General features: G+C 73.1%; 25 protein-coding genes and 1 pseudogene. 10 read left to right on the top strand and 16 right to left on the bottom strand.

Going from position 1 to position 26,900, the window contains the following annotated elements:
• Positions 1–131: 131 nt before the first annotated feature.
• From AB1207_RS21335 to AB1207_RS21315, 5 genes are all read right to left on the bottom strand, one after another.
• Positions 132–1,772, bottom strand: a complete 1,641-nt coding sequence (locus AB1207_RS21335; RefSeq protein WP_367640584.1) for a glycoside hydrolase family 13 protein — start codon at positions 1,770–1,772, stop codon at positions 132–134.
• On the bottom strand, positions 1,769–2,032 hold the full coding sequence (locus AB1207_RS21330) for a hypothetical protein (RefSeq protein ID WP_367640582.1): 264 nt from the start codon (positions 2,030–2,032) through the stop codon (positions 1,769–1,771). Before AB1207_RS21330 ends, AB1207_RS21335 begins: the two co-directional genes overlap by 4 nt.
• A 73-nt stretch (positions 2,033–2,105) precedes the next feature.
• Entirely contained in the window at positions 2,106–3,014 is a 909-nt protein-coding gene (locus AB1207_RS21325; protein ID WP_367640580.1) for a carbohydrate ABC transporter permease, read from the bottom strand.
• Between the two features lies 1 nt (position 3,015).
• Complete coding sequence (locus AB1207_RS21320; RefSeq protein WP_367640578.1) at positions 3,016–4,029, bottom strand: carbohydrate ABC transporter permease; 1,014 nt, start codon at positions 4,027–4,029, stop codon at positions 3,016–3,018.
• Positions 4,030–4,098: 69 nt separating this feature from the next.
• Positions 4,099–5,406: an ABC transporter substrate-binding protein gene (locus tag AB1207_RS21315; protein ID WP_367640577.1), complete on the bottom strand. Its 1,308-nt coding sequence runs from the start codon at positions 5,404–5,406 to the stop codon at positions 4,099–4,101.
• Positions 5,407–5,688: 282 nt separating this feature from the next.
• Here AB1207_RS21315 and AB1207_RS21310 point away from each other — a divergent pair, with 282 nt between their 5' ends.
• The 5 genes from AB1207_RS21310 (at position 5,689) to AB1207_RS21290 (ending at position 10,855) form a co-directional block, all read left to right on the top strand.
• A complete protein-coding gene (locus AB1207_RS21310) occupies positions 5,689–6,741 on the top strand; it encodes a LacI family DNA-binding transcriptional regulator (protein ID WP_367640576.1) in 1,053 nt (350 codons plus the stop codon).
• 55 nt (positions 6,742–6,796) lie between these two features.
• A complete protein-coding gene (locus AB1207_RS21305) occupies positions 6,797–7,411 on the top strand; it encodes a flavin reductase family protein (RefSeq protein WP_367640575.1) in 615 nt (204 codons plus the stop codon).
• A gap of 26 nt (positions 7,412–7,437) precedes the next feature.
• Positions 7,438–8,256 (top strand): aminoglycoside phosphotransferase family protein, encoded by an 819-nt coding sequence (locus AB1207_RS21300; protein ID WP_367640573.1) that lies wholly within the window; start codon positions 7,438–7,440, stop codon positions 8,254–8,256.
• Between the two features lie 62 nt (positions 8,257–8,318).
• On the top strand, positions 8,319–10,025 hold the full coding sequence (locus AB1207_RS21295; protein ID WP_367640571.1) for a SpoIIE family protein phosphatase: 1,707 nt from the start codon (positions 8,319–8,321) through the stop codon (positions 10,023–10,025).
• A 59-nt stretch (positions 10,026–10,084) separates the two neighbouring features.
• The gene (locus tag AB1207_RS21290) at positions 10,085–10,855 is read left to right on the top strand and encodes a carbon-nitrogen hydrolase family protein (protein ID WP_367640570.1); all 771 of its coding nucleotides are present in this window, start codon (positions 10,085–10,087) and stop codon (positions 10,853–10,855) included.
• 4 nt (positions 10,856–10,859) lie between these two features.
• Here the strand turns inward: AB1207_RS21290 and AB1207_RS21285 are convergent, their stop codons facing one another.
• The 9 genes and pseudogenes from AB1207_RS21285 to AB1207_RS21245 form a co-directional block, all read right to left on the bottom strand.
• The gene (locus tag AB1207_RS21285) at positions 10,860–12,140 is read right to left on the bottom strand and encodes a diguanylate cyclase (RefSeq protein WP_367640568.1); all 1,281 of its coding nucleotides are present in this window, start codon (positions 12,138–12,140) and stop codon (positions 10,860–10,862) included.
• Positions 12,141–12,199: 59 nt separating this feature from the next.
• The gene (locus AB1207_RS21280; protein WP_367640567.1) at positions 12,200–12,610 is read right to left on the bottom strand and encodes a VOC family protein; all 411 of its coding nucleotides are present in this window, start codon (positions 12,608–12,610) and stop codon (positions 12,200–12,202) included.
• A gap of 95 nt (positions 12,611–12,705) precedes the next feature.
• Entirely contained in the window at positions 12,706–13,626 is a 921-nt protein-coding gene (locus AB1207_RS21275; protein WP_367640565.1) for a serine/threonine dehydratase, read from the bottom strand.
• 89 nt (positions 13,627–13,715) lie between these two features.
• Positions 13,716–14,237 (bottom strand): NUDIX hydrolase, encoded by a 522-nt coding sequence (locus AB1207_RS21270; RefSeq protein ID WP_367640564.1) that lies wholly within the window; start codon positions 14,235–14,237, stop codon positions 13,716–13,718.
• Positions 14,238–14,430: 193 nt separating this feature from the next.
• Positions 14,431–15,528, bottom strand: a complete 1,098-nt coding sequence (gene aroA / locus AB1207_RS21265; protein WP_367640563.1) for a 3-phosphoshikimate 1-carboxyvinyltransferase — start codon at positions 15,526–15,528, stop codon at positions 14,431–14,433.
• Positions 15,524–15,739, bottom strand: a pseudogene (locus AB1207_RS21260) (carboxyvinyltransferase); the annotation flags it as partial. The pseudogene AB1207_RS21260 and the gene aroA, both read right to left, overlap by 5 nt.
• 23 nt (positions 15,740–15,762) lie before the next feature.
• Positions 15,763–16,566, bottom strand: a complete 804-nt coding sequence (locus AB1207_RS21255; RefSeq protein WP_367640562.1) for an alpha/beta fold hydrolase — start codon at positions 16,564–16,566, stop codon at positions 15,763–15,765.
• 63 nt (positions 16,567–16,629) lie between these two features.
• A complete protein-coding gene (locus AB1207_RS21250) occupies positions 16,630–17,895 on the bottom strand; it encodes a multidrug effflux MFS transporter (RefSeq protein ID WP_367640561.1) in 1,266 nt (421 codons plus the stop codon).
• The gene (locus tag AB1207_RS21245; RefSeq protein ID WP_367640559.1) at positions 17,892–18,815 is read right to left on the bottom strand and encodes a helix-turn-helix transcriptional regulator; all 924 of its coding nucleotides are present in this window, start codon (positions 18,813–18,815) and stop codon (positions 17,892–17,894) included. The genes AB1207_RS21250 and AB1207_RS21245 overlap by 4 nt, the downstream gene beginning before the upstream one ends.
• 218 nt (positions 18,816–19,033) lie before the next feature.
• Here AB1207_RS21245 and AB1207_RS21240 point away from each other — a divergent pair, with 218 nt between their 5' ends.
• Both AB1207_RS21240 and AB1207_RS21235 read left to right on the top strand, forming a co-directional pair.
• Positions 19,034–20,056 (top strand): zinc-dependent alcohol dehydrogenase family protein, encoded by a 1,023-nt coding sequence (locus tag AB1207_RS21240; protein WP_367640558.1) that lies wholly within the window; start codon positions 19,034–19,036, stop codon positions 20,054–20,056.
• Between the two features lie 40 nt (positions 20,057–20,096).
• Positions 20,097–20,516: a (R)-mandelonitrile lyase gene (locus AB1207_RS21235; RefSeq protein ID WP_367640557.1), complete on the top strand. Its 420-nt coding sequence runs from the start codon at positions 20,097–20,099 to the stop codon at positions 20,514–20,516.
• A 47-nt stretch (positions 20,517–20,563) separates the two neighbouring features.
• On the opposite strand, the gene AB1207_RS21230 is transcribed toward AB1207_RS21235, so the two are convergent.
• Complete coding sequence (locus tag AB1207_RS21230; protein ID WP_367640555.1) at positions 20,564–21,817, bottom strand: MFS transporter; 1,254 nt, start codon at positions 21,815–21,817, stop codon at positions 20,564–20,566.
• Positions 21,818–22,075: 258 nt separating this feature from the next.
• Between AB1207_RS21230 and AB1207_RS21225 the strand changes: the two genes are divergently transcribed.
• Together AB1207_RS21225 and AB1207_RS21220 are read left to right on the top strand one after the other, a co-directional pair.
• Positions 22,076–23,281, top strand: a complete 1,206-nt coding sequence (locus tag AB1207_RS21225) for a Gfo/Idh/MocA family protein (protein ID WP_367640554.1) — start codon at positions 22,076–22,078, stop codon at positions 23,279–23,281.
• A gap of 35 nt (positions 23,282–23,316) precedes the next feature.
• A complete protein-coding gene (locus AB1207_RS21220; RefSeq protein WP_367640553.1) occupies positions 23,317–24,303 on the top strand; it encodes a phosphotransferase family protein in 987 nt (328 codons plus the stop codon).
• A gap of 27 nt (positions 24,304–24,330) precedes the next feature.
• Here the strand turns inward: AB1207_RS21220 and AB1207_RS21215 are convergent, their stop codons facing one another.
• Entirely contained in the window at positions 24,331–25,041 is a 711-nt protein-coding gene (locus tag AB1207_RS21215) for a FadR/GntR family transcriptional regulator (protein ID WP_367640552.1), read from the bottom strand.
• A gap of 195 nt (positions 25,042–25,236) precedes the next feature.
• Between AB1207_RS21215 and AB1207_RS21210 the strand changes: the two genes are divergently transcribed.
• A complete protein-coding gene (locus tag AB1207_RS21210) occupies positions 25,237–26,868 on the top strand; it encodes a gamma-glutamyltransferase family protein (protein WP_367640551.1) in 1,632 nt (543 codons plus the stop codon).
• Positions 26,869–26,900: the final 32 nt, after the last annotated feature.

Here is a 26,900-nt window from a genome sequence, read left to right as displayed (position 1 = left end):
GGGGCGGGGGGGGGGGGGGGGGGGGCCCCCCCCCCCCCCCCCCCCCACGACCGCGGCCAGTCCGGCGGCGGCGACGGCTGTTCCTCGTGCTCGACGACCCACGCTCGGGGTAGGACGTCCGCACGACCAGCTCAGCCGGCCCGCTGCACCCAGACCGTGCTCTCCCCCGGGAGTTCCGTGAGGCCGACGCCGGAGGGGTCTCCGGAACTGCTCAGCACGACCTCACCCGAGGGGAGCGGGACGGCGGACGTCGTGAAGTTGGTGGCGCAGACCCAGCCCCCCGGCCGTTCGAACACCACGACCCCCTCGGGGGAATCGAGGAACTCGAGGTCCTCCCCGCCGAGCAGTTCGCGCCGACGCGCCAGCGCAGCCCGGTAGAACGCCAGCGTCGACCCGGCGTCCGCTTCCTCCGCCTCCACGGCGTAGCGCGCGAACCACGGCGGCTGCGGCAGGTGGGCGGGTCGCCCGTCCTCCGGGCCGAACCCGAACGAGGGGCCCGAGGCGCTCCACGGCAACGGCACGCGGCAGCCGTCCCGCCCCTTGGTCGTGCCCAGGGAGCGGATCCACGTGGGGTCCTGCAGCACGACCCCGGGCAGGTCCGCGACCTCGGGCAGGCCGAGCTCCTCCCCCTGGTACAGGTACGCCGACCCCGGCAGCGCCAGCAGGAACGCGGTGGCGGCCCGCGCCCGCCGCAGCCCGCACGCCTCGTCGGCCCGGGGTTCGGTGCCGTCGGACAGCAGCCACGCCGTGAGCGACGTCCCGGTGGGCAGCGCGTACCGGGACGTGTGCCGGACCTGGTCGTGGTTGGACAGCACCCACGTCGAGGTCGACCCGGCGGACCGCGCCAGGTCGAGGTTCTGCTCGACGACGGCGCGGAACTGACCGGGATCGAAGTCGGCCTCGAGCAGGTCGAAGTTGAAGGCCTGACCCAGACCCTCCGCGGACGCGTAGCGGGGGCGCCGGTGGGTGGGGACGACGGCCTCGGCGACGGCCATCCGCGGCGGGTCGTACTGGTCGAAGACCTTGCGCCAGCTGCGGTAGACCTCGTGCACGTCGTCGCGGTCGTTGAAGGGGTGCGTCCCCTCCGGCACGGTCCCCGCCTCGATCTCCGCCTGCGTCGGCAGGGGACCGGTGAGGTCCTTGGTCAGGTAGTGGGCCACGTCGATGCGGAACCCGTCGACGCCGCGGTCGGCCCAGAAGCGCAGCGTGCGTTCGTGGTCCTCGCGGACGTCGGGGTGGTCCCAGTTCCAGTCGGGCTGCTCCGGGGCGAACATGTGCAGGTACCACCAGCCGTCGCCGACGGGTTCCCACGTGGGACCGCCGAAGCTGGCGGTCCAGTCCGTGGGCGGGCCGTCGGCGCTGTGGCGGAAGACGTAGCGTTCGCGCTCGGGGGACCCGGGCCCCGCGGCGAGGGCGGCACGGAACCACGGGTGCCGGTCGGAGGAGTGGTTCGGGACGATGTCCACGACGAGCTTGAGACCGGCGGCGTGCAGGGCCTCGACCATCGCGTCGAACTCGGCGAGGGTCCCGATCTTCGGGTCGACGTCGCGGTGGTCGTCGACGTCGTAGCCGCCGTCGGCCAGGGCCGAGGGGTAGAACGGGCTCAGCCAGACGGCATCGACCCCGAGGTCGACGAGGTGCGGGATGCGTCGGGTGATGCCGGCGAGGTCGCCCAGACCGTCGCCGTTCGCGTCGGCGAAGGACCGCGGGTACACCTGGTACACGACGGCCTGGCGCCACCAGTCGGCCCCCGAGGCGCGGGGGCCGGTCACCGCTGGGCAGCCCGCGCGCGCTGCGAGCGGGCGGCCTTGACGACGACGACGTCCGCCACGAGCAGCAGGACGAGGACCCCGACGAGCTTCAGCGCGGGGGCACCGGTCACCTCGGCGTAGATCGTGAACCCGAGGACGAGCACGGTCATGGCGACGAGGAGACCGCCGAACGTCTCCAGGTGCTGGGCGTTCCGGCGGGCGCGGACGGCGCTCGCCGAGACGCTCGGGCGGGGGCTGCTGGAGCGGGGCCGGGTGGCCATGGCGGTCTCCTCGTCGTGCAGGGGTCGTGCAGGGGTCGTGCAGGGGTCCTGCGGGGGTGGTGGTGCGGGTGGGTCAGCTCTTCACGCCGCCGGCGGTGAGGCCGGAGACGATGCGGCGCTGGAAGACCAGCACCATGATGATCAGCGGGACGGTGACGATGGTGCCGGCGGCCATGACGGCCGTGTACGGCTCCTGGTGGGGCTGGGCCCCGGCGAAGCTGGCGATGGCGACCGTGACCGGCTGGACCTTGTCCCCACCGAGCTGGCTGGCCAGGAGGAACTCGTTCCAGGCCGCGGTGAAGGCGAGGATCGCCGTGGTGAAGATGCCGGGCGCGGCCAGCGGCAGGATCACCTTGACGAACGCCTGACCGGGAGTGCAGCCGTCCATGCGGGCCGACTCCTCGAGCTCCCAGGGCATCTCGGTGAAGAACGCCGTCAGCGTGTAGACCGTCAGCGGCAGGATGAACGAGATGTTCGGGATGATGAGGGCCTGGTAGGTGTTGATCCACCCGATGTTCGTGAACAGCTGGAACAGCGGGGTGACGAGCGCGACGCCCGGGAACATCGAGGCGCCGAGGATGATGCCGAGGACGTAGAACTTGCCCTTGAACTCCAGGCGCGCCAGCGCGTAGGCCGTGAAGACGCCGACCACGAGCCCGACCACGGTGGTGACCGCGCCGATGAGCACGCTGTTGAGCAGGGCGCGCCCGAAGTGGTTGCCGCGGTCGGTCGAGAACGCGGTCGCGTAGTTCTCCAGCGTCACGTGCGTCGGCCACGGCGTCGTGTCGAACGTGAACCCGACGTCGCGGAAGCTCGTGACGATCATCCAGTAGAAGGGCAGCAGGCCCCACAGGCAGATGAGGACGACGCCCACGTAGGTGAGGACCGCCGCCGGGACGTTCCGGCGCTGGACGACCTCCACGCCGGACGCGGTGACGGTGTGACCGCGGTGGGTCGAGGTGCTGCGCGATGTGGTCGCCATCTCAGGCCGCCTTCTTCGTCTTCGGTGCCCGCTGCTCGGTGACGTTCGCGCCCAGGAACTTGATGAAGATGAACGCGACGGCGAACACGATGAGGAACGTCAGTGTCGACAACGCCGAGGCGGCGTTGAACCCCGTCCTGACCTGGTCGACGACCAGCATCGACAGGGTCGACGTGTCGCCGGCCCCACCGGTGAGGATCTTCGGCAGGTCGTACATGCGCAGGGTGTCCAGGGTGCGGAACAGGACCGCGACCATGAGGGCGGGCTTCACGAGCGGCAGGGTGATGTGCTTGAAGCGCTGCCACGCCGTCGCGCCGTCCATCTTGGCGGCCTCGTAGACGCTCTCGTCGATGACCTGCAGGCCCGCGAGGATCAGCAGGGCCATGAACGGGGCGGTCTTCCACGTGTCCGCGATGATGATGGCGGCCTTGGGGGCCCAGCCGTCACCGGTCCACAGGATGTCGGTGCCGAGGATCTTGTTGGCGATCCCGTCGTAGGCGAAGATGAAGTACCAGAGCTTTGCGGTCACCGCGGTGGGGATGGCCCACGGCACGAGGACGCTGGCGCGCAGGATCGCGCGGCCCTTGAACTTGCGGTGCATGACGAGGGCGAACGTGAAGCCCAGCACCGTCTCGAGGCTGACGGCCACCACGGTGAACAGGAAGGTCACCCCGGTCGCGGTCCAGAACTGCGACCCCAGCGTGCCCGGCGGGCACGAGAAGGCGCCGCTGCCGCAGTCCTGCAGGAGCCAGAGCTTGTAGTTCTGGACCCCGGCGAAACCACCTTGGACGAACAGGCCGGTGTTGGGGTCCAGGCCGGCGTCCTTGGTGAAGGACTGCGAGACGGCCGAGACCACCGGGTAGAGGATGACGATCGCCAGGAGCACGATCGTCGGGGCGATCAGAATGGCGGCTTTGCGGCCAGAGCCGTCGTGCAGGCTCTTGCGCTTGCCCGGGTTGAGCGGTGGCTTCCCCTGCGCGAACTCACCGGTGGCCACACCAGACGTGGTGCTCATGGGTCCTCCTCAGGACTCGGTCCCGGGGGACGGGACGTCGTCGTCCCGTCCCCCGGCTCCAGTTTCCGGTCACTGACCGCCGGAGATGGCGTTCTGCACCGACTTCTGCATGTCGGACAGGGCCGCGTCGGTCGACTTGCTGCCCGACAGGGCGGAGAAGGCGTTGTCCTGGATGGCCTTGGTGACGGCCGGGTAGAACGGCGTCACGGGCCGCGGGACGGCGTTCTCGATGGACGTCTTCAGCTCGGGCAGGTAGGGGAACTGCTGCACCAGCGTGGCGTCGTCGTACAGCGAGGAGATGACGGGGGCGGCCGAACCCTTGGTCAGCCAGTCCTTCTGGATCTCCTCGGACTGCAGGAACTTGATGAACTCGAACGCGGTCTTCTTGTGGTCGGAGTAGACGCTGATGCCGGCCGCGTGGCCGCCGAGGCTCGAGGCGCCCGTCTTGCCGTCGGAGGCGCCGGGCAGCGGGGCGACGCCGAACGTCTCCTTCACCGTGGAGGAACCGTCCGTCTTGGCCAGGCTGTAGACGTAGGGCCAGTTCCGCAGGAAGAGCAGCTTCCCGTCCTCGAAGGACTGGCGGCCCTGCTCCTCCTGGTAGGTGGTGGCCTGCTTGGGGATGTCGCCGTCCTGGAAACCCTTGACCAGGGCGTCGAGACCGGCCTTGGCCTCGGGGGTGTCGAGGGTGGCGGTCTTGCCGTCCTCGGACAGGATCGAACCACCGAACGTGTTGATGGCCTCGGCCACGTTCACGGTCAGGCCCTCGTACTGCGCGTACTGGCCCGCGTAGCAGTCGATGTTGTTCGCCTTGGCGATCGAGCACATCGACATCATCTCGTCCCACGTCTTCGGCGGGGTGGGCACGAGGTCCTTGCGGTAGTAGAGCAGTCCACCGTCGGAGGTGGTCGGCGCCGCGTAGAGGGTCTTGTTGTAGGTCTCGGCGTTGACCGTCGCCGGCAGCAGGGCGGAGGTGTCGAGCGCGTAGTCGCCCGTGAGCGGCTGCAGCCAGCCCTTGGCGGCGAACTCCGAGGTCCAGATGTTGTCGACGCTCACGACGTCGTAGTCGGCGTTCTTGGCCTGGAAGTTCTGCACGAGGTCGTCGTGCTGCTGGTCCGCCTGGTCGGTCTGCTCCTTGAGCGTGACCTTCTGGTCGGGGTGCGCCGCGTTCCACTTGTCGATCGCGGGCTGGACGATGCCGCTGTTGTCCTTGCCCTGCACGTACGTGATGGGACCCGTCGAGTTCCCGCCCTTGGCGGCGTCGGCGTTGCCGCCGCTGTCCCCGCCGCCGCAGGCGCCCAGCGCCAGGACGCCGGTCGCGGCCAGCGCGAGGGTGAACGAGATCTTGCGGGTGGCGGTGGATCCGGGCTTGCCGAACACGGTGTTCTCCTCTTCATCGAGAGCAGTCGGGGTCGGACGGTGTGCCGGGCGACCCCCAGGCCGGGCTCACCAGCGAACCCGGTCCGACGGGAGAACTGAACACCCGCTCGTCGAGAGCCGTCAACGCGCAAGTCACTTTCACGCAAGCGCTTGTGAAAGCGAAGTCGCAGGTGAGAGCACCACAAGCGCTTGCGTTGCAGATTCATAACGCACGCGATTGTGGTACCCGTTCCGGGCGGTTGAGGCTGGACCTGCGGCCCCGGACGGTGGTCTGATCCCGTCATGCCCGCGACGTCGCGCCATCCCGTGCGCAAACCCTCCCCGGTGGTGCCGGAGGTCCGCATGGCCGACGTCGCCGAACGCGCGGGGGTTTCCCTCGGAACCGTCTCCCGGGCCCTGCGGGGCCTGGAGGGCGTCAGCCAGGGCACCCGCGAGCGCATCCGTGCGGTGGCCGCCGAACTCGACTACGTCGTGAACCCCGAGGCCGCCGCGCTGGCCGGCCGGGCCACCGGTCGCGTCGCCGTCGTCCTGCACGACCTGCCGACCTGGTACTGCAGCTCGGTCGTCCTCGGCCTGGAACGGCAGATGCGTCCCGCGGGCCTCGACCTGCTCGTGCGCTGCGTCGACGACCCCGACGACCGCGTCGAGTTCTTCGCATCGATGCCGTTGCGCCGCAAGGTGGACGCCGTCGTTGTGGTCGCCATCGCACTGACCCCGCTGGAACTGTCGAAGCTCACCGACGCCGGGGTCGCGGTCGTCGCGGCCGGGAGCCACTCCGACTCCCTCCCCTGCGTCGCGATCGACGACGTGCTCGCCGCGCAGCAGGCCGTGAACCACCTGCTCCAACTGGGGCACCGGCGCATCGCGCTGCTCAACACGGTCGCCGCGTCCGACCGTGCGTGGCAGGCTCAACGCGACCGGGAAACCGGTTACCGCACGGCGTTGGAGGCGGCCGGGGTCGCCGTCGACGAGGACCTCGTCGTCTCGTGGTCCGGAGGGTCCCGCGGCGGTGCGCAGGGGATGGACCGCCTGCTGTCCGGTCGCCGTCTGCCGAGCGCGGTGTTCGCGTTCTCGGACGAGGTCGCGCTGGGAGCCTTGCGCAGCCTGCGGCGCGCGGGCATCGAGGTCCCACGGCAGATCTCGGTCATCAGCATCGACGACCACCCCCTCGCCGAGCTCACCGACCTGACGACGGTCGGGCAGGACCCGGTGGCGCTCGGGGTGGCCGCCGGGGCCGCCGTCCTGGACCTGCTGGCGGGCCGTCCGGTCCGTGAGAGCGGACCCTTCACCACCCGGTTGGTGGTGCGCGGCACGACGGCCCCTCCGCTGGACTGAGGGCCGCCTCCGCGCCGGGTCGCGGGCGACGGGACGAGGGGTAGCGTCCCCACTCGTGCACTCCTACAGCCCTCGTGACGGTCACGGCCTCGCGCACGACCCGCTGAACTCCATCGTCGCGCCGCGACCGATCGGCTGGGTGTCGACGGTGGCGCAGGACGGGACGAGGAACCTCGCCCCGTACAGCTTCTTCAACCTGCTGAACTACCGCCCGCCCATCGTCGGGTTCTCCAGCACGGGCCACAAGGACAGCGTGACCAACGCCGAGTCCACGGGAGAGTTCGTCTGGAACCTGGCGACGCGGGCCCTGGCCGAGCCGATGAACGAGACCTCGGCGTCCGTCGGGCCCGAGGTCGACGAGTTCGCCCTCGCCGGTCTGACGCCCGAAGCCTCCGCACTCGTGCGGCCGCCGCGCGTGGCCGAGAGCCCCGTCGCCTTCGAGTGCCGCGTGACGCGCATCCAGGAGCTGACCGACGTGGACGAGCGGGGGGTGGGCGCCTGGCTCGTGCTCGGCGAGGTCGTCCAGGTCCACATCGACGACTCGCTCCTCGTCGACGGCGTGTTCGACACCCTCGCCGCCGACCCGCTCCTGCGCGGCGGCGGCCCGGCCGACTACTTCACGATCAGCCAGGAGAGCAGGCTGCGGATGACGCGACCGGACGCGCGCTAGGGCCAGCTGCCACGGTGGGTGCCGTGATGACGGACGCCGACGCGGAGGACCTGGTGGCCGAGGCCCTGGGCGCCGCGGTCACCCTCGTGCGCACCGGCTCCGGCGGTGACCACCGTTCCTGGTGGGTCACGGCCTCAGCCGGGCGGTACGTCCTGCGGTCGGCGCCGGACACCGCGACGAGTCGGCGCCTGGACCGCGAAGTCCGCGTCCGTGACGTCCTGCGTTCCCACCTGGCCGTGCCGGTGCCGCGGGCCGCGGCGACGGGGACGTGGCGAGAGACGCGGTGGACCCTCGACGAACGGCTGCCCGGCGTCGACCTCGAGACGGCGCCGGTGACGGCTCGGACCCTCGAGGACCTGTCGCGGTTCCTGCGAGGGCTGCACGCCGTCCCGCTCGGCGCGGTGCGGGCGATGGGGGCCCCGGACGTCCTCTCCCCGCTCCTGGAACCCCTGCGGCAGCAGGGGCGGGCCGCCGCTCGGGACCTGGGACGGCCGGGCGACCTGCCCCTCCCGGGTACGGACGAGGACGGACCGGTCGTCCTGCACGCGGACCTCAAGGGCGAGCACCTCCTCGTCGACGGGTCCGGCGGCCTGACCGCGGTCCTCGACTGGTCCGACGCCGGGACGGGAGATCCGGCGCTCGACGTCGAGGGACTCGTCCTGGCGGTGGGCGCCGACGGGGCCCGTGGGGTGGCGCGAGGTTCCGGGACACCGTCCGTGGTCGTCGAGCGCGGCGTGTTCCTCGCCCGGTGCCGCAGCGCGGTGCGGTGGGCCGCGGCCCTGCGGGGGGAACCGACGGGTCCGGAACCCCTGCTGCGGCGGCAGTTCCACCGTGCGTGGGGCTGACCCGTGCACCAGTACGGCCGTTGCGGTCGAAAAGACCGGGCGTCCCGCCTAGTGTGCGGAGGGTGAGCGGCCGGAGCCCCGACGAGGTCACCGGAGCGGGACCCGCGCCGTCGGTCGGTGACGCCGGGCAGGCCCGGCTCGCCGTCGCGCTCGAAGCGGCGCAGCTCGGGTTGTGGGAGTGGGAGCCGGGGTCCGGCTCTGTGGTGTGGGACCCGCGCAGCACGGTCATGTTCGGGTTCGGCGACCGCGCGGCCACGGGCACCGTCGCCGACGTCGACGCCTCGGTCGACCCGCGGGACCGGCAGCGCGTCCACCTCGCCATGCAGCAGGCCGTCGCCACGGCGGGCTCCATCGAGGTGGAGTTCCGCACCCGCTGGTCCGACGGCAGCGAGCACTGGGTCCACGCCCGCGGGCAGGCGATCGTCGACACCGACGGCCGCGTCGTCCGGCTCGTGGGGACGAACGCCGACGTCACCGCCGTCCACGCCGACGCGCAGCAACGGGCCGCCGACGCCGCCGCGATGGCCGGGCTGGTCGCCGTGGCCACCGACCTCGGGGACGCCCACTCCGAGGCGGCCGTCCTGCAGGTCGTGACCGACCGGGGAACCCCGTTGCTGGGGGCGCAGGCGATGGGCCTGGCCCTCATCGACCACGACGAACCCGGGGTCCGGACCCTCGCCACGGCCTTCGACGCCGAGTTCCTCGCCGCCCACGCGCACCTCGCCCCGACCGTCCGGTTGCCGTTGGTGGACACGGCGATCACGGGACGGGCGCACTTCCTTCCTGACCTCGCCGCCACCGTTCCCGAGTTCCCCGACGCGGCGACCGTCTACTCCCGGACCGGGACGGAGGCCTCGGCCGCGGTCCCGCTGCACGGCGCCGGAGGGTCCGTCGTGGGTGCGCTGTCGGTCGCCTTCGCCGAACCCCACCAGTGGCGGCCGGCGGAGGAACGCCTGCTCGAGGCGTTCGCCGCGCTCACCTCCCAGGCTCTGCAACGTCTCTCGGCGCGCGCCGCGGAGTCGGCGGCTGCGGCGAGGGCGGCCCGTTTCACCGAAACCCTGCAGAAGACGCTGCTGACGTGGACGCCGCCGGACGACGGTGGCCTGCAGGTGGCGGTGCGGTACGTCCCGGCGGCCCACCACACGCGCGTGGGCGGCGACTGGTACGACGTGTTCACGACCGCCGGCGGCGTGCTGAACGTCGTCATCGGCGACGTCACCGGGCACGACCAGCAGGCGGCCGCGGCCATGGCCCAGCTCCGGAACCTGTTGCGCGGCATCGCCCACTCCACCGACGCCGGCCCCGCCGCGACCCTCACGGCGCTGGACCGGGCGATCTCGGACCTGCACGTGGGCGTCCTCGCGACGGTCGTGGTCGCCCAGGTCCGTCGGGACGTGAGCGGCGTCCGGCTGCTGTGGGCGAACGCGGGGCACCCGCCCCCGCTCCTCGTCGACGCGAGCGCGACTGCCCGGTTCCTCGACGCCGAATCCGACCTCCTCCTGGGCCTGCAGCCGGAGACGGTCCGGCACGAGCACGAGGTCGACCTCCCCGAGGGTTCGACCCTCGTGCTGTGCACCGACGGGCTCGTCGAGCGACGCAGCGTCCACCTGCAGCGGGGGTTGGACTGGCTCGCGGTCGCCTCGTCCGACCTGGTGCGCTCGGGCGCGCTGCCCGTCGCCGACGGGGTCTGCGACGGCCTGCTCGAGCTCGTCGGCGAGGACCTCGAGGACGACGTGGCCCTGCTCGCCCTGCACGTCGCCGCGCCCTGAAACCCCGTCCTGAACCCCGCCCCAGAACCCCACCCTGAACCCCGTCCGGGAGGAGATCCGTGCGCATCGCCGGACTGCAGCACGCCGGGACGCCCGGCGACGTCGACGCGAACCTGGCCGTCCTGGACGATGCCGCCGGCCGGGCCGTCGCCGAGGGGTGCCGGCTGCTGATCACGTCGGAGATGTTCCTCACGGGCTACGCCATCGGCCCGCGCGTCCAGGAGTTCGCCCGCCAACCCCTGGCGGAACGGGTCGCCGAGGTCGCTGCCCGGCACGGGCTGGCGCTCGCCGTCGGGTTGCCGCTGCCCGCGGCGTCGGGGGTGACGAACTCGGTGGTCCTGGTCGACGACCGGGGCCACCGCCTCGCCCGGTACGACAAGACGCACCTGTTCGGTGACCTCGACCGCGCGCAGTTCGTCCCGGGTTCCGAGCCGGTCGTGACGGTGGACCTCGAGGACGTCCGGATCGCGTTCCTCATCTGCTACGACGTCGAGTTCCCCGAGACCGTCCGCGCCGCGGCGCTGGCAGGGGCCGACCTCGTCGTCGTCCCCACCGCGCAGATGGAACCGTTCGCGTTCGTGGCCGAGCACCTGATCCGGGTGCGCGCGTGGGAGAACCAGGTCCACGTCGCCTACGTGAACCACGTCGGCGCCGAGGGCGACCTGTGCTACGTCGGCCGGTCCAGCATCTGCGCGCCGTCCGGTGACGTGCTGGCCGCGGGCGGTCCCACGGACGCCGCCCTGCTCGTCGCCGACGTCGAACCGGAGGTCGTCCGGGTGGCGCGTCGCGAGAACCCCTACCTCGACGACCTGCGTCCGGAGTTCCGCTGAGGGGTCACCGGCGGCCCGTGCGCCCGTCCTCCTCCTCGACCCGACGGGCGACCACGTCGGCCAGCGCCTGCAGCACCCGCGCGTCCGCGGCGCCGTCCCGCCCGGAGGCGGGCCGTCGCGAGAACGTGCAGACGGTTCCGTACAGGCGTCCGTCGCGGGTCCGCACCGGCGCGCCGAGGTAGCGGCGGATCGACAGGGCGCGGGTGAGGGGCAGGTCGGCCAGCACCGGGACCTCGAGGGCGTCCGGGATGACGCCGGGGACCACACCGTCGACGATGAGCCGGCAGTAGGTGCCCTCGAGGGCCGTCATGTCGCCCGGTTCCACGGGGGTGTCGAAGTCCGCCACGATGTTGCGGAAGTAGCGGTCCTCGCCGGTGAACCGGCTGACGAACGCTGCGTCCGTCCCGAGCTGATCGGTGAGCAGGCGCAGCAGGTCGTCGACCTCCACCCCGGACCACGCGTCGTCGCCCGCCGGTGTGGGGGCGGCCGGGACGGCGTTGCGCCGGATCTTGCGGACGCGCTTGTCCTCGTACATCTCCTCGTCCGCCCGGGCCCACGCACCCGCGAGGTCCGGCCCGTCGGCGGCGGCCGCGCCCACGGAGGCCGGAACCCCGGCGGCCGTGAGCACGTCGCCCAGCCGGTGCACGACCTCGGCCGCGGTGGCCGTGTCCCGGCCCAGGAGCAGGACGCAGAACTCGTCCCCGCCGGTCCGGGCGACCGCGTCGCACGCCTCGACGGCTCCCGCGACCAGGCGACCCGCCCGGCGCAGCAGCGCGTCGCCCGCGTCGTGGCCCCCGACGTCGTTGACGGTCTTGAGGTCGTCGAGGTCGAGGACGACCACGACGGCGGGACGCCCGGGGTCCGAGGCCGCGGTCGCCCCGGCGAGTGCCAGGTCCCAGCCGCGGCGGTTCAGCAGCCCGGTCAGCGGGTCGGTCCCGGCGACGCGCTCGGCCTCCCGGCGGCGTGCGGCCTCCTGCCGCAGGTCCTCGTCGCGTCCGAGGACGGCACCGCGGACGTCGAGGACGGCGGGCAGCGAGGCCACGACGTCCGCCGCCGGCGGCACCGGGAAGGGTCCGCCGCGCAGCCGCACGAGGAGTCCGCCGGCTGGACCGCGCACCGGCAGGTCGACGAGGCCGGCGGCGGCGGGCAGGTCGTCCTCGCACGGACCGGTGCACCACCACGGGACGCCGCCGCAGCGGCGGGTCAGGTCGGCGAGCACGGCGGCCACGACGGGATCGGCGACGGTGTGCTCCGGCCCTGTTTGAACCGGGAGGGGGGAACTCACCGGATGCGTGTCGGTGCCTGAGCGAGCGATCCGAAGGGGGCAGGGGCGAAATCACCCGCTCAGCGGTGGCAGACCGCCTCGACGTTCACCCCGTCGGGGCCGGCGACGAACGCTCCGTAGTAGTGGGGGTGGTACCCGACCCACACGCCCGGCCCCCGCAGGCTGCGCGCTCCGGCGGCGAGTGCGGCCTCGTGGAAGGCGTCGACGGTGGCCCGGTCGTCGGCCGTGAACGCGACGTGCGTGTCCGCGTCGTAGCGCGGACCCTCCGCGCCGCTGGCCACGAGCCAGAAGAACGGTTTCGGGTGGATTCCGAAGGCCTGCATGGCCTTCTGGGTCGGCCCGGCGGGAACGTCGATGAGCGGGACGATGCCGAGCGGGGCGAGGGCTGCGGTGTAGAAGGCCGTCGACGCGCCGAGGTCGGGGACGGGCAGGTTCAGGTGGTCGATCCGTGAACCGCTGAGACCGGGCACCACGGCATCCTCCTCCGTCGACGGCGGGCTGGGAACCCCCCCAGCAGAAGGACCAGGACCACCTCCCGAGGGCCACGGGTCGGGTCCGCCCTGGATCAGCGCAGGTCGCCCGGGTCAGTGTTCGCCCCGCACACCACGACGGCGACGCGCTCCCCGGCTTCGGGCCGGTACGCGGCGAACCCCGCCCACGCGGCCGCGGCCCCGTGCTCGGCGACGATGCGGAACCGCGACCACAGGTCGTGCCGGGCGGACTCGATCGCGCCGTCGTCGACGAGCAGGCTCAGCGGCCGCGTGCGCCGGGCGAGGTCGAACCCGAGGATGCCGATGCGCCGTGCGCCGAGGGAATCCGCGGCGACACCCGACACGGCGACGTCGACGGGTTCGCCCGCAGCCAGCGCGGCGTGCAGGGTGGGCGCTTTCTCCGGTTCGACGGCGACGACCCGCGCCGAACCCTCGAGCGCGGCCGCCACGCCAGCGAACAACCCGCCGCCGCCGACCGCGACGACGACGGTGTCGACGTCCGGCACGTCCTCGGCGATCTCCTGCGCCAGCGTTCCCGCTCCGGCGGCGACCTCGAGCTGGTCGTAGGCGTGGCAGAACACCGCGCCCCGTTCCTGCGCGAACCCCACCGCGGCCTCGTAGGCGCGGGCGTACTCGCTGCCCACCGACCGGACGTCGGCGCCCAGCGCCCGCAGCTTGCGCACCTTGACCGCCGGGGCCCTCTCGGGGACGAACACCGTCGCGGGGACCCCGAGTTCCGCAGCGGCGTGGGCGTGCGCGAGCCCCGCGTTCCCGCCCGACGCGGCCACGACCCCCCGCGACGGGTCGAGTTCCCCCCGCTCGAGGGCGACGAGCTGGCGGTTGAAGGCGCCGCGGGCCTTGAAGGTGCCCGTGTGCTGCAACTGCTCCAGCTTCAGCCACACACCGGGCTGGACCTGCAGGACGGGGGTGCGCAGGACGCGGCCCGCGGTGCGTTCGGCGGCGGCGGTCACGTCGGCGACGGTGAGGGTGTCCACCCCGTGATCCTGCCCGGTGGTCTCGGCCCGCGACCTCGCGCCCCCGGTCCGACGCGGACCCCGTCCGTGCCCTGCCCCCGACGGCCCAGTCACCAGACCCAGGGCAGTTGAACGACGTGGTCCGGGACCTGCCGCGCGACGAGACGACCGATCAGGTCCGGCAACGAGGGCGGGTGCACCGGATCGGCGCTCCGCACGAGGTCTTCGAGGTGCCACCACCGGAACCCGTCGTGGCTGTCCTTCTCGGCAGCGGTCTGGCCGGACGTGTCGACCGGAGGTCGGTGGACCCTCAACAGGTAGTAGTCGTCCCGGACCAGCCCGCTGATCCAGTGCGCCTCGGCGTGGCCGCTCGTGGTGGCGACGTGTCTGAGGTCCTCCGCGTCGCAGGACAACCCGGTCTCCTCGCGCAGTTCCCGGACAGCCGCCTGCCGGACGTTCTCCCCGGCTTCCACCCCACCGCCTGGGGTGTACCAGACGACACCGGCAGCCGGGTGGTGCGGCTGGCGGAGGACCCGCAGCAGGAGGACACGATCGTCCGCGTCCAGCACGACCACCCGTGCGGTGCGTCGGACGTAGGTGCGCTCGGGGGCCGACTCTCCGGAACCGCCCACGCGCGCACTCTGCCATCCGCACTGCCCGAACCGTCCGGACGACACGTTCGCATCCGGTCATCTCGGCCGTCGGGTCTTCCGTCCGAGACGTTCGTGAGGAGCACGCAGCCGGCGTCGACGAGGATCCCGACCGGTACCCGCCGGCGCCGAGGGGTGGTTGAAGCCGACACCGTCGTGAACTCCGGGCGCGACGTCAGGCCAGCGCGGCGAGGTCGGTGAAGAACTCCGGGTAGGTCTTGGCCACGCAGGACGGGTCGCTGATCTCCATCCCGCTGTGCCGCAGACCGAGCAGCGCCAGGCTCATGGCCATCCGGTGGTCCTCGTAGGTGGCGAAGCGGGTCGGGGCGGGTGTTCCCGGGTGCACCGTGAACCCGTCGGGGTCCTCTGACGCCTCGATGCCGGCCCGGCGGAGTTCGGCGACCACGGCGGCGATCCGGTCGGTCTCCTTGCCCCGGATGAACCCGATCCCTCGCACGCGGGTGGGGCCGTCCGCGTGCACCGCGACGGCGGCCAGGGTCTGGGCGGTGTCGGAGATGTCGGCCATGTCCACGTCGATCCCGCTCAACCGGCCGGTGCCGGTGACGGTCACCGAGTTCGCGGTCCGTTCCAGTCGTGCCCCCATGCGTTCGAGGACGTCGGCGAAACCGACGTCGCCCTGCAGGCTGGCGCTGCCGAGGCCCTCGACGGTGATGCGCCCACCGGTCACCGCCGCTGCGCCGAGGAAGTACGAGGCGGCGCTGGCGTCGGGTTCGACGTCGTACTCGACCCCCGTGTACCCACCGGGTCGGACGTGCACCCCGTCCACGTCCGCACCGAACGACCGCATGACCGCGGCCGTCATCTCGAGGTAGGGCACCGAGACGGGCGCGCTCGTGAGTTCGGCCCGCAACCCGTCGCGCATGAGAGGGCCGGCCAGCAGCAGGCCTGAGAGGAACTGGCTGGACAGGTGCCCGGGCAACGCGACGGAGCCACCCTCCAGCGGACCGGTGACCGCCACCGGGAGGCGGCCGGGAACCCCGAGTTCCTCGACGCGCGCCCCGAGTTCCCGCAACGCCTCGACGAGGGGTCCGAAGGGACGGGCGCGGAGCTGACTGCTGCCGTCCAGGACGCTGCGCCCGGGGAGCAGCGCGAGGGCGGGCAGGACGAAGCGCGACGTGGTGCCGGACTGGCGGGCGTCCAGGTGGACCCCACCGCCGGCGCCGAGTTGCGCGCGGCCGTCCCCGGCGCGCCACTCCGGTGACCCGTGCCGTGCGGGAGTTCTCGTCGAGGTCCACCTCCGCCCCGAGCGCACGGACCGCGTCCACCATTGCGCGGGTGTCGTCGGCCAGGAGGACGCCGCGCAGGGTGCTCATGCCGTCCGCCAGAGCTGCGCACAGCAGGGCGCGGTTGGTGATGCTCTTCGACCCCGGGACCCGGACGGTGGCGTCCGGTGCCCGCGTCAACGGCCGCAACGGCAGGACGTCGGGGAGCGTGTCGGGAACGTCGTCGACAGGGGAGGGCACCTCGCCAGCCTGTCGCACGCGGGTCACGGCCTCAAGGTGTCGAGCCCCGCCAGGAACTGGGTGAGCGCCCGCACGAACGCGTCGAACCCGTCGCGCCGCACGTCGTGGGCGGCGCCGTCGACCTGTTCGACCCGGAGCCGGGGCCAGAGCCGTCGCGCCTCCTCGGCCATGCCGGGCAGGACCGCCACCGCGTCCGGCTCGGCGTCCCCGGTGAGCAGCAGGCCGGGGACGTCGAGGCCCGACACGTGCTCGCGCCAGGCGTTCCGCGTCCGCCAGGAGCCGAACCAGCCGACGACGTCGGGGTCGAGCAGGGTCTGCGCGCGCGACCACGTCGCGACGACGACGGGGTGCCACGAGGGGTGGCGCCTGCGACCGACCTCACGCCGTTCCCCCTCCGGCAGGGACGCCACCTCGACCACCCGGCGCCGGCTGTCGGCCACGTCCTTGGTGCCGTCCTGCGGCACCTGGGGCCAGGCGGGGTCCTCCAGCACGATCGCGCGCACGGCGATCTCCCGGGCCGCCAGGGTGGCGTGGATGCCGCCCATGGAGTGACCCACCAGCACCGGCCGGTCCAGCCCCAGCGCCCGGACGACACCGACGAGGTCGCGCGTGTGGGCCTCGGCGCTGTAGTCCTCGGAACGGTCGGACGATCCGTGCCCGCGGGCGTCGTAGCGGACGACGTCGTGGGACTGCTCGAGCCGCTCGCTCACCCGCTGCCAGGTGTCCGCGGAGTCGGTCAGGCCGTGCGCCAGGACGACGCTCGGACGGCCCGGGCCCCGGGGTCCGCTCCGCGTCCAGGCGAGCCGCACCCCGTCGACAGCGACCACCCCGGATCCCGTTCCTCGGGGAGAGCTCCGCGGGACGATCGGTGACGACACCGGAATCCCGCGTCAGACCGCGGTGGACGCGGAGGGTCGACGCGCGACGAGGGTGAGCGCGCCGAGCGAGACGGCGGCGCCCACCGTCATGAGGAGCGCGACGGGAACCGCGGTGTGCTCCCCACCGATGCCGGCGATCGGCGCGGCGAGGCCGGCTGTTCCCCACTGCAGCATCCCCAGCACGGCCGACCCCGTTCCCGGGTGGTCGGGCACGGCGGCGTTCGCGAGGGCGCCGGCGTTCCCGATGGTCAGGCCGATGGCCACCATGAGGACGAAGAAGCACACCAGGGCGAGCAGCAGGGGAGTTCCGAACCCGACCGCGCCCACCAGCAGGGCCAGTCCGGCCGCCAACGCCAGGAACTGCCCGACGACGATGACCGTGCGGGTCCGGACCCGCCCCGCGAGCCGGGCCGAGACCAGTGCGGCGACGGTCATGCCGCCGGCGTTCGTGGCGAACGAGACGGAGTACGCGATGGGGGACAACCCGTTCATCGAGCGCAGCACGAACGCGGACGTCGCGACGTAGGCGAACAGGGCCACCATCATCGCCGAGCACACGAGCAGGTACCCGACGTACGGACGGTTCCCCAGCACCTCGCGCGCCGCGCCCGCGAAGGCCCGCAGCCCACCGGCGTGCCGGCGGTGCGGGGGCAGCGATTCGGGGACGACGAACCAGACGACGACGGCCGTGACGGCGGTGATGACGGCGATCACCCAGAACGGCGCCCGCCAGTCGGACAGCTGCAGCACGATCCCACCGAGCAGCGGCGCGACGATCGGTGCGATGCCCCCGACGCCCTGGACGAGGTTCAGGGAGCGGACCAGTTGCGGCCCCCGGGCGAGGTCGACGATGACGGCGCGGCCGATGACCATGGCCCAGCCCCCGGCGAGACCCTGCACGAACCGGGCCGCCGCCATGGCGGTGATCGTCGGGGCCAGGGCGCACGCCACGGAGGCCAGCAGGACGACGGCGACGGCCACCAGCAGCGGGGCGCGCCGTCCGCGCTGGTCCGAGACCGGCCCGCCGGCCAGCTGTCCGAGAGCCATCCCGGTGAAGAACGTCGTGAGCGTCAGCTGGACCGCCGTCGCCGACGTTCCGAGGTCGCGGGCGACGTCGGGGAAGGCCGGCACGTACATGTCCGTGGCCAGGGGGGCGATGCCGGTCAGCAGCACGACGGTGGCGATGAGCGCGGCCGACACCGGACGGGCGGTCCCGCCGTCCCGCGCAGGGTCGTGCCCGGCGGTGGGTCCGGCGTCGGCGTTGGTGCGGGCGGTCACGGGGTGGGGCTCCGATCGTCGTCGGGTGCGGGGGAGCGCCGTTCGGTCGCGGCCCAGGCGGACAGCAGGGTGAGGGCTTGCGCGGTCGGGCTCGCCGGTTCGGCGGCGTAGAGGGTGAGGGTCAACCCGGGTTCGGCGACCATCTCCAGCGACTCGTAGGCCAGGGCGAGGTCACCGACCGCCGTGTGGTGGAACTGCTTGGTGCCGGCCCCGTGCAGGCGGACGTCGTGGGAGGTCCACAGGGCGCGGAACTCCTCGCTGCGCGTGGACAGTTCGCCGACGAGGTCGTGCATGCCCTTGTCGTGGGGGTCGCGTCCGGCCTCGGTCCGCAGGATGGACACGCAGGTGGCGGCCGCGGTCGCCCAGTCCGGGTAGAAGCGCCGCGCGTCGGCGTCCAGGAAGGTGTAGCGGGCGAAGTTCGGGTGGTTCCCGCCGCCGGCGGCCTCGAGCGAGGCGTACAGGCAGGAGTGCATCGCCCAGCCGAGCACGTTGGTGGCCAGCAGGTCCATCCGTCCGTTGCGGACGATGGCCGGCCCGGCGGCGTAGGCGTCCAGCGCCCACTGCAGGGCCGGGCGGGGTGTCCAGCGGGTGGTCGAGCGGCGGCGGGGGCGCGCGAGGGCGCTCGTGCCGTCGGCGGCGCTCGCGAGGTCGAACAGGTGCGTCCGCTCGGCCTCGTCCAGGCGCAGGGCCCGGGCCAGGGACTCCAGCACCGACGCGGAGACCCCCGCCAGCGCTCCGCGTTCGAGCTTGGCGTAGTACTCCACGCTGATCCCGGCCAGGGCGGCCGCCTCGGCCCGGCGCAGCCCGGGGACGCGACGGCGCCCCACGTCGGGCAGACCGGCCGCCGCCGGTGTGACCTTGGCCCGGCGGGTGGTGAGGAAGTCCCTGACCTCGTCCCGGTTGTCAGCGCGGTTGTCCACGGGGACGACGCTACGGGGACCGCGGGAGGTGGGGGAGTCCCTGCCGAGGGGTGTACCACCGGTACACCCCTCGACAGGGCACGTCTGCGGGCGCGCTCGGAGCTCGACGGTGGGTTTTGATGAGGGGGCACCCGGCCCCCCGGGCTCCGGCGCCCGCCGCCCCGAAACCCCTCGCCGCCGGCACCCGTTCCGGCGCAGCGTCTCGAAGGAGAACCACCGTGCGCAAGGTCGTCCTGCACGCCCCCGGCGACGTCCGTGTCGAGGACGTCGAACGCCCCACGATCGTCGAACCCACCGACGCGGTCATCCGCCTCGCCGCCACCTGCATCTGCGGGTCGGACCTGTGGCCCTACCGCGGCGCCGACGAGGTCCCCCAGCCGCAGCCGATGGGTCACGAGTACTGCGGCGTCGTCGAGGAGATCGGCGCAGACGTCCGTACCCTCGAGGTCGGTCAGTTCGTCGTGGGGTCGTTCTTCGCCTCGGACGGCACCTGCGAGATCTGCCTGTCCGGCTACCAGACCGGCTGCGTCCACCGTCAGCCCGGCGCCCCCACCGGCGCGCAGGCCGAGTACGCCCGCATCCCCCTCGCCGACGGCACCCTGGTCGCCACCCCCGGCCAGCCAGACGCCGACCTGATCCCCTCCCTGCTGGCCGCCTCGGACGTGCTCGGCACCGGGTGGTTCGGGTCGGTGGCTGCTGAAGCCGGCCCCGGCAAGACCGTCGCCGTCGTGGGGGACGGTGCGGTGGGCCTGTGCGCGGTCCTCGCCGCCCGCCAGCTCGGCGCCGAACGCGTCATCCTGTTCAGCCGGCACGCCGACCGGCAGGCCCTGGGCCGTGAGTTCGGGGCCACCGACATCGTCGAGGAACGCGGCGAGGAGGGCGTCGCCAAGGTCAAGGAGATGACGGGCGGGCTGGGCGCGCACTCCGTCGTGGAGGCCGTCGGCACGCACGAGTCGATGCACCAGGCGATCGGCTCGACCCGCGCGGGCGGGCACGTGGGTTTCGTGGGCGTCCTGCACGACGTCGCGATCACCGGTGACGACATCTTCACAACCCACGTGCACCTGCACGGTGGGCCCGCCCCGGTGCGCCGCTTCCTGCCCGACCTCATCCGGTTGATCTGGGACCGCACGATCGACCCGGGCAAGGTGTTCGACCTGACCCTGCCGATCGAGCAGGCCGCCGAGGGGTACCGCGCCATGGACGAGCGGCGGGCCACCAAGGTCCTGCTCACGCTCTGACCGACCCGACCGAACCGACGAGGAACCACCAGGAGGACCCGTGGAACTCAAGCACCCGGCCGCCACCCAGGCGCCCACCGCCACCTTCACCGGCGACGTCTTCATGACTCCGCTCGCGACGGGCGTCGCCCCGTCCCGCGTGGCCGTGGCGCTCGTCCGGTTCACCCCGGGGGCGCGCACGTTCTGGCACGTGCACCCCGCCGGACAACTCCTGCACGTCACCGACGGGACGGCGCTGGTCGGGACCCGCGACGGGTCGGTGGTCCGGGCCCGTGCGGGCGACACCGTGGTGTGCCCTCCCGGGGAGGAGCACTGGCACGGGGCGACCGCCGACTCGTTCGCCGCCCACCTGGCCATCCAGGAATCGGTCACGGACGGGTCCGGTCAGGCCAGCCCGGTGACGTGGCTGGAACCCGTGCCCGACGACGTCTACGCCGCCGTGCAACGAGAGGGTTCGTGACCGGCGAGCACCACGCCGGTTCTCCAGGGGCCAACGGTTCCGCCCCCTCAGCGGCTGAGGTGGCGGTGGGGTGACTCCACCGCGGACGGGAGCCGGCGGCCGAGGAGCCCGGCGCCGCCGGCCGTCAGGAGCAGGCCGAGCGTGATCGTCACCACCCACGACGAGGGTGCGCCGCTGCCGATGAGAACCCCGGCCAGGGGTGGGCCGATGAGTTTCGAGACGGGGTAGGTGGCCGAGTTCAGCGCGTTGTACCGGCCGCGGAGGTGGTCGGGTGCCAGTGCGTTCGGGACGGCGTTGATGACCGGGCTGAGGAAGGTCTCCCCGACGCCGAACACCGCCAGGGCCGACACCGCCAGGACCGCGGACGCGGTCGCGGACGTCCCCGGGAACCCGGCTGTTCCGGTGAGCACCCAGGCCAGGGCCCCGCAGAGCGCGCACGCGACGAGCAACCGGCTGCGCCGCAGTCCCCGGGTCCAGCGTTCCACCGGCAGTTGCAGGGAGATGATCGCGACGGTGTTCGCCGCGAACCCCAGACCGATGACCTGCGGGGAACCCCCGGTGCCGGCGACGAAAGCCGCCCACGGACCCTGGAGCTGCGCGCTGCCGAAGACCGCCAGGGCGAGGAGGACGCCCAGGTACGCGACGAACGGCCTGTCCTGCAGCACCGTCCGGTACCTGACGTCCGAGCCCGGGTGGGCGTGGTCGCCGTGCGCCGACCAGCCCGTCGTGCCCCGCAGCCTGGCGAGGAGGACGAGTGCGAACACGGCGGTCGTGGCCCCGTCCACTGCGTAGACGACGTGGAAGCTCGTCGGCCGCGAGACCGACACGGTCGCCGCGGCGATGAGGGAACCGGCCCCGAGCCCGGCGTTCATCAACCCGAAGCGCACCGCGAAGGCCCGGGACCTCCGCTCGGCGGGGACCTGGTGGACGACGAGACCGTTGAGGCTCGGCCACACCAGGGAGTTCCCCATCGAGAGCACGGCGAGTCCCGCGGCGCCGAGCACGGGTTCGCGCGCGGCCGCCAGGACGAGGGTTCCCCCCGCCTGGAGCGTGAGCCCGAGCACGGCGACCCGTCCGAGCCCGATGCGGTCCGCGAGCGCACCCCCCGCCCCGCTGGCGCCCAGGGCGAGGACGGACGTCGCGGCCACCACGACGCCCACCACGGGGAGCGGCAGTCCGAGGATGCGGTCGAAGTACACGAAGGTGAAGGGCAGGGTCAGCCCCAGCCCGACGGACGTGATGAGGGTGCCGACGAGCGTGGCCCGGAAGGCGCGGAGCCCGGCGGTCCGCCGACCGGTCACGGCCGGGCCCCAGCCGAAGGACGGACGGACCCGCGGCGCGCGCGGGCGGGAGGCGGCGACATCACGATGGTCCACTCCTGGTGCTGTGCCGTCAGGCGGACCGGCATCTAGGAGGGGTGGGCGCCTCGTCGCACCGTAACCACCGGCGCTCCGGAAGGGCAAACGGCGCTTGTCAGTGGGACCCCCTGGACGAAGTTGACTCGTGTAGACCATGCTGGGGCGCAGACCGTCGCACCCTCGACTCGCAGGAGAGTCCCCGTGAAGATCGCAGTCATCGGCACCGGCCAGTTCGCCCGGAGCTTCATCGCCCTGTGGCAGCTGCACCCCGACGTCGAGGAGGTGTGGGTCACCGACCTCGTCCCCGAACGGGCGCAGCAGCACGTCGAGTCCCACGGGCTCGCGGGTTCCTTCGACACCTTCGAGGACGCGCTGGCCTCGGACGTCGACGCCGTCGCCATCATGACCCAGCGCTGGTCCCACGGTCCGCTGGTCCTGCAGGCGCTGGCGGCCGGCAAGCACGTCTACTCGGCCGTCCCCATGGCGACCACGGTCGACGACTGCGAGGCCATCGTGGCCGCGGTGCGCGAGACCGGGCTCGTCTACATGATGGGCGAGACCAGCTACTACAACCCCGCGACCGTCTGGGCGCGCGACCACATCGCGGCCGGGGAGTTCGGCCGGGTGTTCTACGGCGAGGGCGACTACGTCCACGACATGGACAACGGGTTCTACGCGGCCTACCAGTACAGCGGCGGGGACGACTGGAAGGAGACGGCCAGCTACCCGCCCATGCTGTACCCGACCCACGCCATCGGCGGCGTGCTGGGTGCGTGGAAGACCCACGCCGTCAGCGTCAGCTGCACCGGCATCAGCGACTCCCGCGGCGACGGCGTCTTCGACACGAAGGTCTCGCGCTGGGGCAACGACTTCTCGAACATGTCGGCCCTGTTCGAACTCGCCGACGGCGGGGTCATGCGCACCAACGAGTTCCGCCGCGTCGGGTACTGGAGCGGCCCCGAGTCGCGGTTCCGCTTCTACGGCACCGAACAGGTCATGGAGCAGTCGGTCACCAGCACCGTCGTCACGGTCAAGACCGAGGGCGAGGACTACCACAAGGGGAACACCCTCGACATCAGCGACGAGCTCAAGCCCGGTGAGCACTCCGACGTCCCCGAGGACCTGTCGGACATCGACCCCGGTCTCCTGAGCAGCTTCCGCTCCGGCACGGCGAAGGTGCACGACCGCAGCCGGTTGCCGAAGGAGTTCGAGGGCGCACCCAACGGGCACGAGGGCGCGCACCACTTCTTGGCGGACGACTTCGTCGTCGCGGTCCGCGACCGCGCCCACCCGCCGGTCAACGCGTGGGTCGCCGCGCGGTTCACCGTCCCGGGCATCGTCGCCAACGAGTCCGCGAAGCAGGGCGGGGCGCGCCTGCCCGTCCCGGACTTCGGCGACCCGGCCTGACGCACCACCACCCACCCGGGCGCCTCGGCGCCCGGGTGGAGCGGGTCGTCGAACCCCGCGAGGACCCCGTCCTGGCGAGGACGCTGGCCGCTGCCGAACTCCCGGCCACCGGCCGTTTCCACCGTCGCGCCGGCTGGGTGAGCCGGGCCTGGATCGGTGACGAGGTCGTCGTCCGGGTGACCTCGGACACCCGGCACCGCGACGCCTTCCGCCACGAGGCGAGGGTCGTGCGCCTGCTCGCCGGCAGCGACGTCCCGCACGCCCGGCGGGTGGCCCACGGAGACGGCCCGGACGGACCCTGGTACGTCTCCGAACGCCTGCGCGGCACCAGCCTCCACGAGGCCTGGCGCGGGGCCGACGTCGCCACCCGTCGTGCGCTGGTCGAGAGCCTCGCGTCCGCCCTGCAGGCCCTCCACCGCGTTCCCGCACCACCGGACCTGCTCCCGCCGTGGCTGGCGGCAGCGCTCGACGGCGTACCGTGGCCCGCGTTCCACCCACCGGTGGTGGGCCGGACGCTGGAGCTCGTCGAGGCCGCACGGCGCCGGCCCGACCACGACGCGAGGCTGCTCGACGACGTCGCCGCACGGGTCCGGGAACTGTCGGCACTGTTCGTCGACGACGAACCCGTCCTGGTCCACGGCGACCTCCACGGCTCGAACGTCGTCGTCGACGGCGACCGCGTCACCGGACTCGTCGACTTCGCGGAGTCGCTGGCCCAACCGGCCGACGCCGAACTCGACACCGTCCTGCGCTGGTGCGCGCGGGCGCAGGAGTTCCCCCCCACCCCCGACGGGCAGGGGCTCGACCCGGCCACGCTCACCGCGGTTCCCGGGTGGCTGCGCGGTGCGTACCCGCAGTTGTTCGCGCACCCGCGGCTGCGGGACCGCCTGGCCACCTACGACCTGTTCGTCGAACTCGCGATCCACGCCCACCACCCCGATCCCGGCGTCCGTGCCGCGGCGGCACGCCGCACGGCCCGGGTGGTGTCGGGGCACGGCCACCTGGCGGCGCTGGCCTGGTGAACGACCGGGCCCGGGAGGAGACCGGGGTCAGGTCTCCTGCGAGGACCCGCCGAGGTCGCGGCGGATCCCGGCGAGGTGCGCCGCTGCGGCCGCCTCGGCGGCGGCGGGGTCGTGGTCGGCGATGGCCTGGAAGATCGCCCGGTGCTCCTCGTTGGCGACGGCCCGCCACCCGTCCGCAAAGCTCTGGTCGCGGCGGCTGAGGTCGAGGACGTCGCGCGTGCGGTCGATCATCCGCACGAGCAGCGGGTTGTGCGTGACGTGAGCGATGGTGCGGTGGAACGTGCGGTCGCACTCCATGAACGCGACCTCGTCCGGCGACTTCTCCGCCTCGCGCAGGGCTGCCTCGAGCAGCGCCACGTCCGCGGCGGTCGCACGGCGCGCGGCCCGCGCGGCGATCGGGGGTTCCAGGCACTCGCGGACGTCGAGCGCGTCGAGCGCGCTGACAGAGGACTCGGTGAAGGCCTGGGCGAGCTGGTCGGCCGCCTCGATCCTCGTGGGGTCGATGACGGTGGTGCCCCGTCCGCGACGGCGTTCGATGACGCCACGACGCTCCAGCTGGTCCAGGGCCTCCCGGAGGCTGCCCCGGGCGACCCGCAGCTGCGCCGCGAGCTCCCGCTCGGCCGGCAGACGGTCACCGTGCTGCAGCCGGCCCGACACGATGTGCCGTTCGATCGAGACGGCGAGGGAGTCGGTGAGCGAGACGCTGCTGGTCCTCGCGGACGTCCAGTCGATGCTCACCCCGGCAGGTTATCCCGCCCGTTCCGGTCGGCTCGGGGGGCCGAAGCAGCGCCGAAACACGTGTGTCACCCACCCGACACGGCGGCGGTGTTCACTCGACATTGGCTCACTTGGTCTCACCCCTAGACCAATGGTGGGTCGTGGTGGTTCGCTGTACGAGCGCCTCCACACCGTCGTCGAAGGGCTCCGATCACCATGTCGTCCGCCGCAGCGCCCACCACCTCGAGCACCACCGCGCCCGCCGTGCAGGCTCGTGCTCGCGCTGGGGTCCACCGCTCGGTCCTCGTCACCCCCCACTGGGCGGCGACCCGGGCGGGGGAGGAGGTGCTGGCCGCAGGAGGCTCGGCCGTCGACGCCGCGATCGCCGCGGCCGCCGCGCTGAGCGTCGTCTACCCGCACAACACGAGCCTCGGCGGCGACCTCGTCGCGCTCGTGCGGACCGCCGACGGCCGCATCCGGTGCGTCAACGCGACCGGCCCGGCCGGCGCCGCGACCGACGCCACGGCCCTGCGCGGGCGCCACGGCGGGGAGATGCCCGTCCGCGGTGCCGACACGGTCACCGTCCCCGGTGCGGTCCGCGGCTGGGAGGCGCTCGCCACGGTCGCGGGTCGGCTGCCCTGGGCGCAGCTCCTGGCCCCGGCGATCCGCTGGGCGCGTGAGGGGGTCCCGGTGAGCCGGTCCCTGCACCGCGCGATCGGCCACACCCTGCCCGACCTGAAGACCGGTGAGGGGCTGGCCGAACTGCTCGCGCCGGGCGGTCGCCCGCTGCGGCACGGGGAACTGCTCGTCCAATCCGCCCTCGCGGAAACCCTCGTGCAGGTGGCTGCTGGTGGTCCCTCCGCGTTCTACACGGGCGACCTCGCGGCGCGTCTCGTGGACGGCCTGCGGGCCGCCGGCAGCCCCCTGAGGACCGACGACCTCGCCGCGTTCACCCCCGAGGTGACCGACCCGCTGGTGCGCGACGTGGCCGGGCGGACGGTGGTGACGAGCCCGCCGAACACCCAGGGGTTCGCGCTCCTGCGCACGCTCGCCGCGGCCGAGGCCGCCGGGTTGACCCCGGAGCGGGCCCTGTCCGCCGGGGTCGAGGTGCTGGCCCGGGAACTGTACGCCTGCGGTCTCCTGCGCGACGGCGTCCTGGCCGACCTCCGCACCGGCGGCCCCTCCGCGGACGACCTCATGACCATGGATGCGGGCGAGGTCCCCGACGTCCCCGTCGCCCGCCGCGCGCTGAACACCGCCAGCGGCGACACCGTCGGCATCTCCGCCGTCGACGACGACGGGACGGCCGTGTCGCTCATCCAGAGCGTGTACGGCCACTTCGGCTCGTTCGTCCTCGACCCCGCGACGGGAGTCCTCTTCCAGAACCGGGGTTCGAGCTTCTCCCTCGAGCAGGGTTCACCGAACCTCGCTGCCCCGGGGCGCCGTCCGTCGCACACCCTCATGCCAGTGATGACGCTGCGCGGCGACCGGGTCGAGACCGTCTGCTCGGTCATGGGCGGCAAGGCGCAACCCCAGGTCCACGCGCAGGTCCTGCTCCAGAGCTTCGCCGGACGCACTGCGGCGGAGAGCGTCTCGGCCCCGCGGTGGGTCGTCGGACCGCTGGACCGCACGGACCCGCCCGAGGGGGCCCGGCTGGAGGCCGACGCCGACGACGCGGTCGCCGACGCGCTCGACGCCGCGGGTTTCGCGGTCACCACCATCCCCGCCACCGACGAGGACACCGGTCAGGTGAACCTCGTCCTGATCTCCCCCGACGGCGGGTTCGACGCCGCCGCCGATCCCCGGGCCGACGGGACCTGCGTCCTCGTCGAGCGCCGCAGTTCCTGAAACCCAGCGCCCACCCCCGAGAACCCCCCCGA

Origin of the sequence: Kineococcus endophyticus, from assembly GCF_040796495.1 — a bacterium.
GTDB lineage: Bacteria > Actinomycetota > Actinomycetes > Actinomycetales > Kineococcaceae > Kineococcus > Kineococcus endophyticus.
Note: the sequence above shows the minus strand (reverse complement) of the source record. Positions and strands in the feature narration are given on the sequence as shown.

What these genes read in the sequence shown, in the direction of transcription:
- AB1207_RS21330 (WP_367640582.1), bottom strand. Translation starts at nt 2,032, where the DNA reads ATGGCCACCCGGCCCCGCTCCAGCAGCCCCCGCCCGAGCGTCTCGGCG.
- AB1207_RS21325 (WP_367640580.1), bottom strand. Translation starts at nt 3,014, where the DNA reads ATGGCGACCACATCGCGCAGCACCTCGACCCACCGCGGTCACACCGTC.
- AB1207_RS21320 (WP_367640578.1), bottom strand. Translation starts at nt 4,029, where the DNA reads ATGAGCACCACGTCTGGTGTGGCCACCGGTGAGTTCGCGCAGGGGAAG.
- AB1207_RS21310 (WP_367640576.1), top strand. Translation starts at nt 5,689, where the DNA reads ATGCCCGCGACGTCGCGCCATCCCGTGCGCAAACCCTCCCCGGTGGTG.
- AB1207_RS21300 (WP_367640573.1), top strand. Translation starts at nt 7,438, where the DNA reads ATGACGGACGCCGACGCGGAGGACCTGGTGGCCGAGGCCCTGGGCGCC.
- AB1207_RS21210 (WP_367640551.1), top strand. Translation starts at nt 25,237, where the DNA reads ATGTCGTCCGCCGCAGCGCCCACCACCTCGAGCACCACCGCGCCCGCC.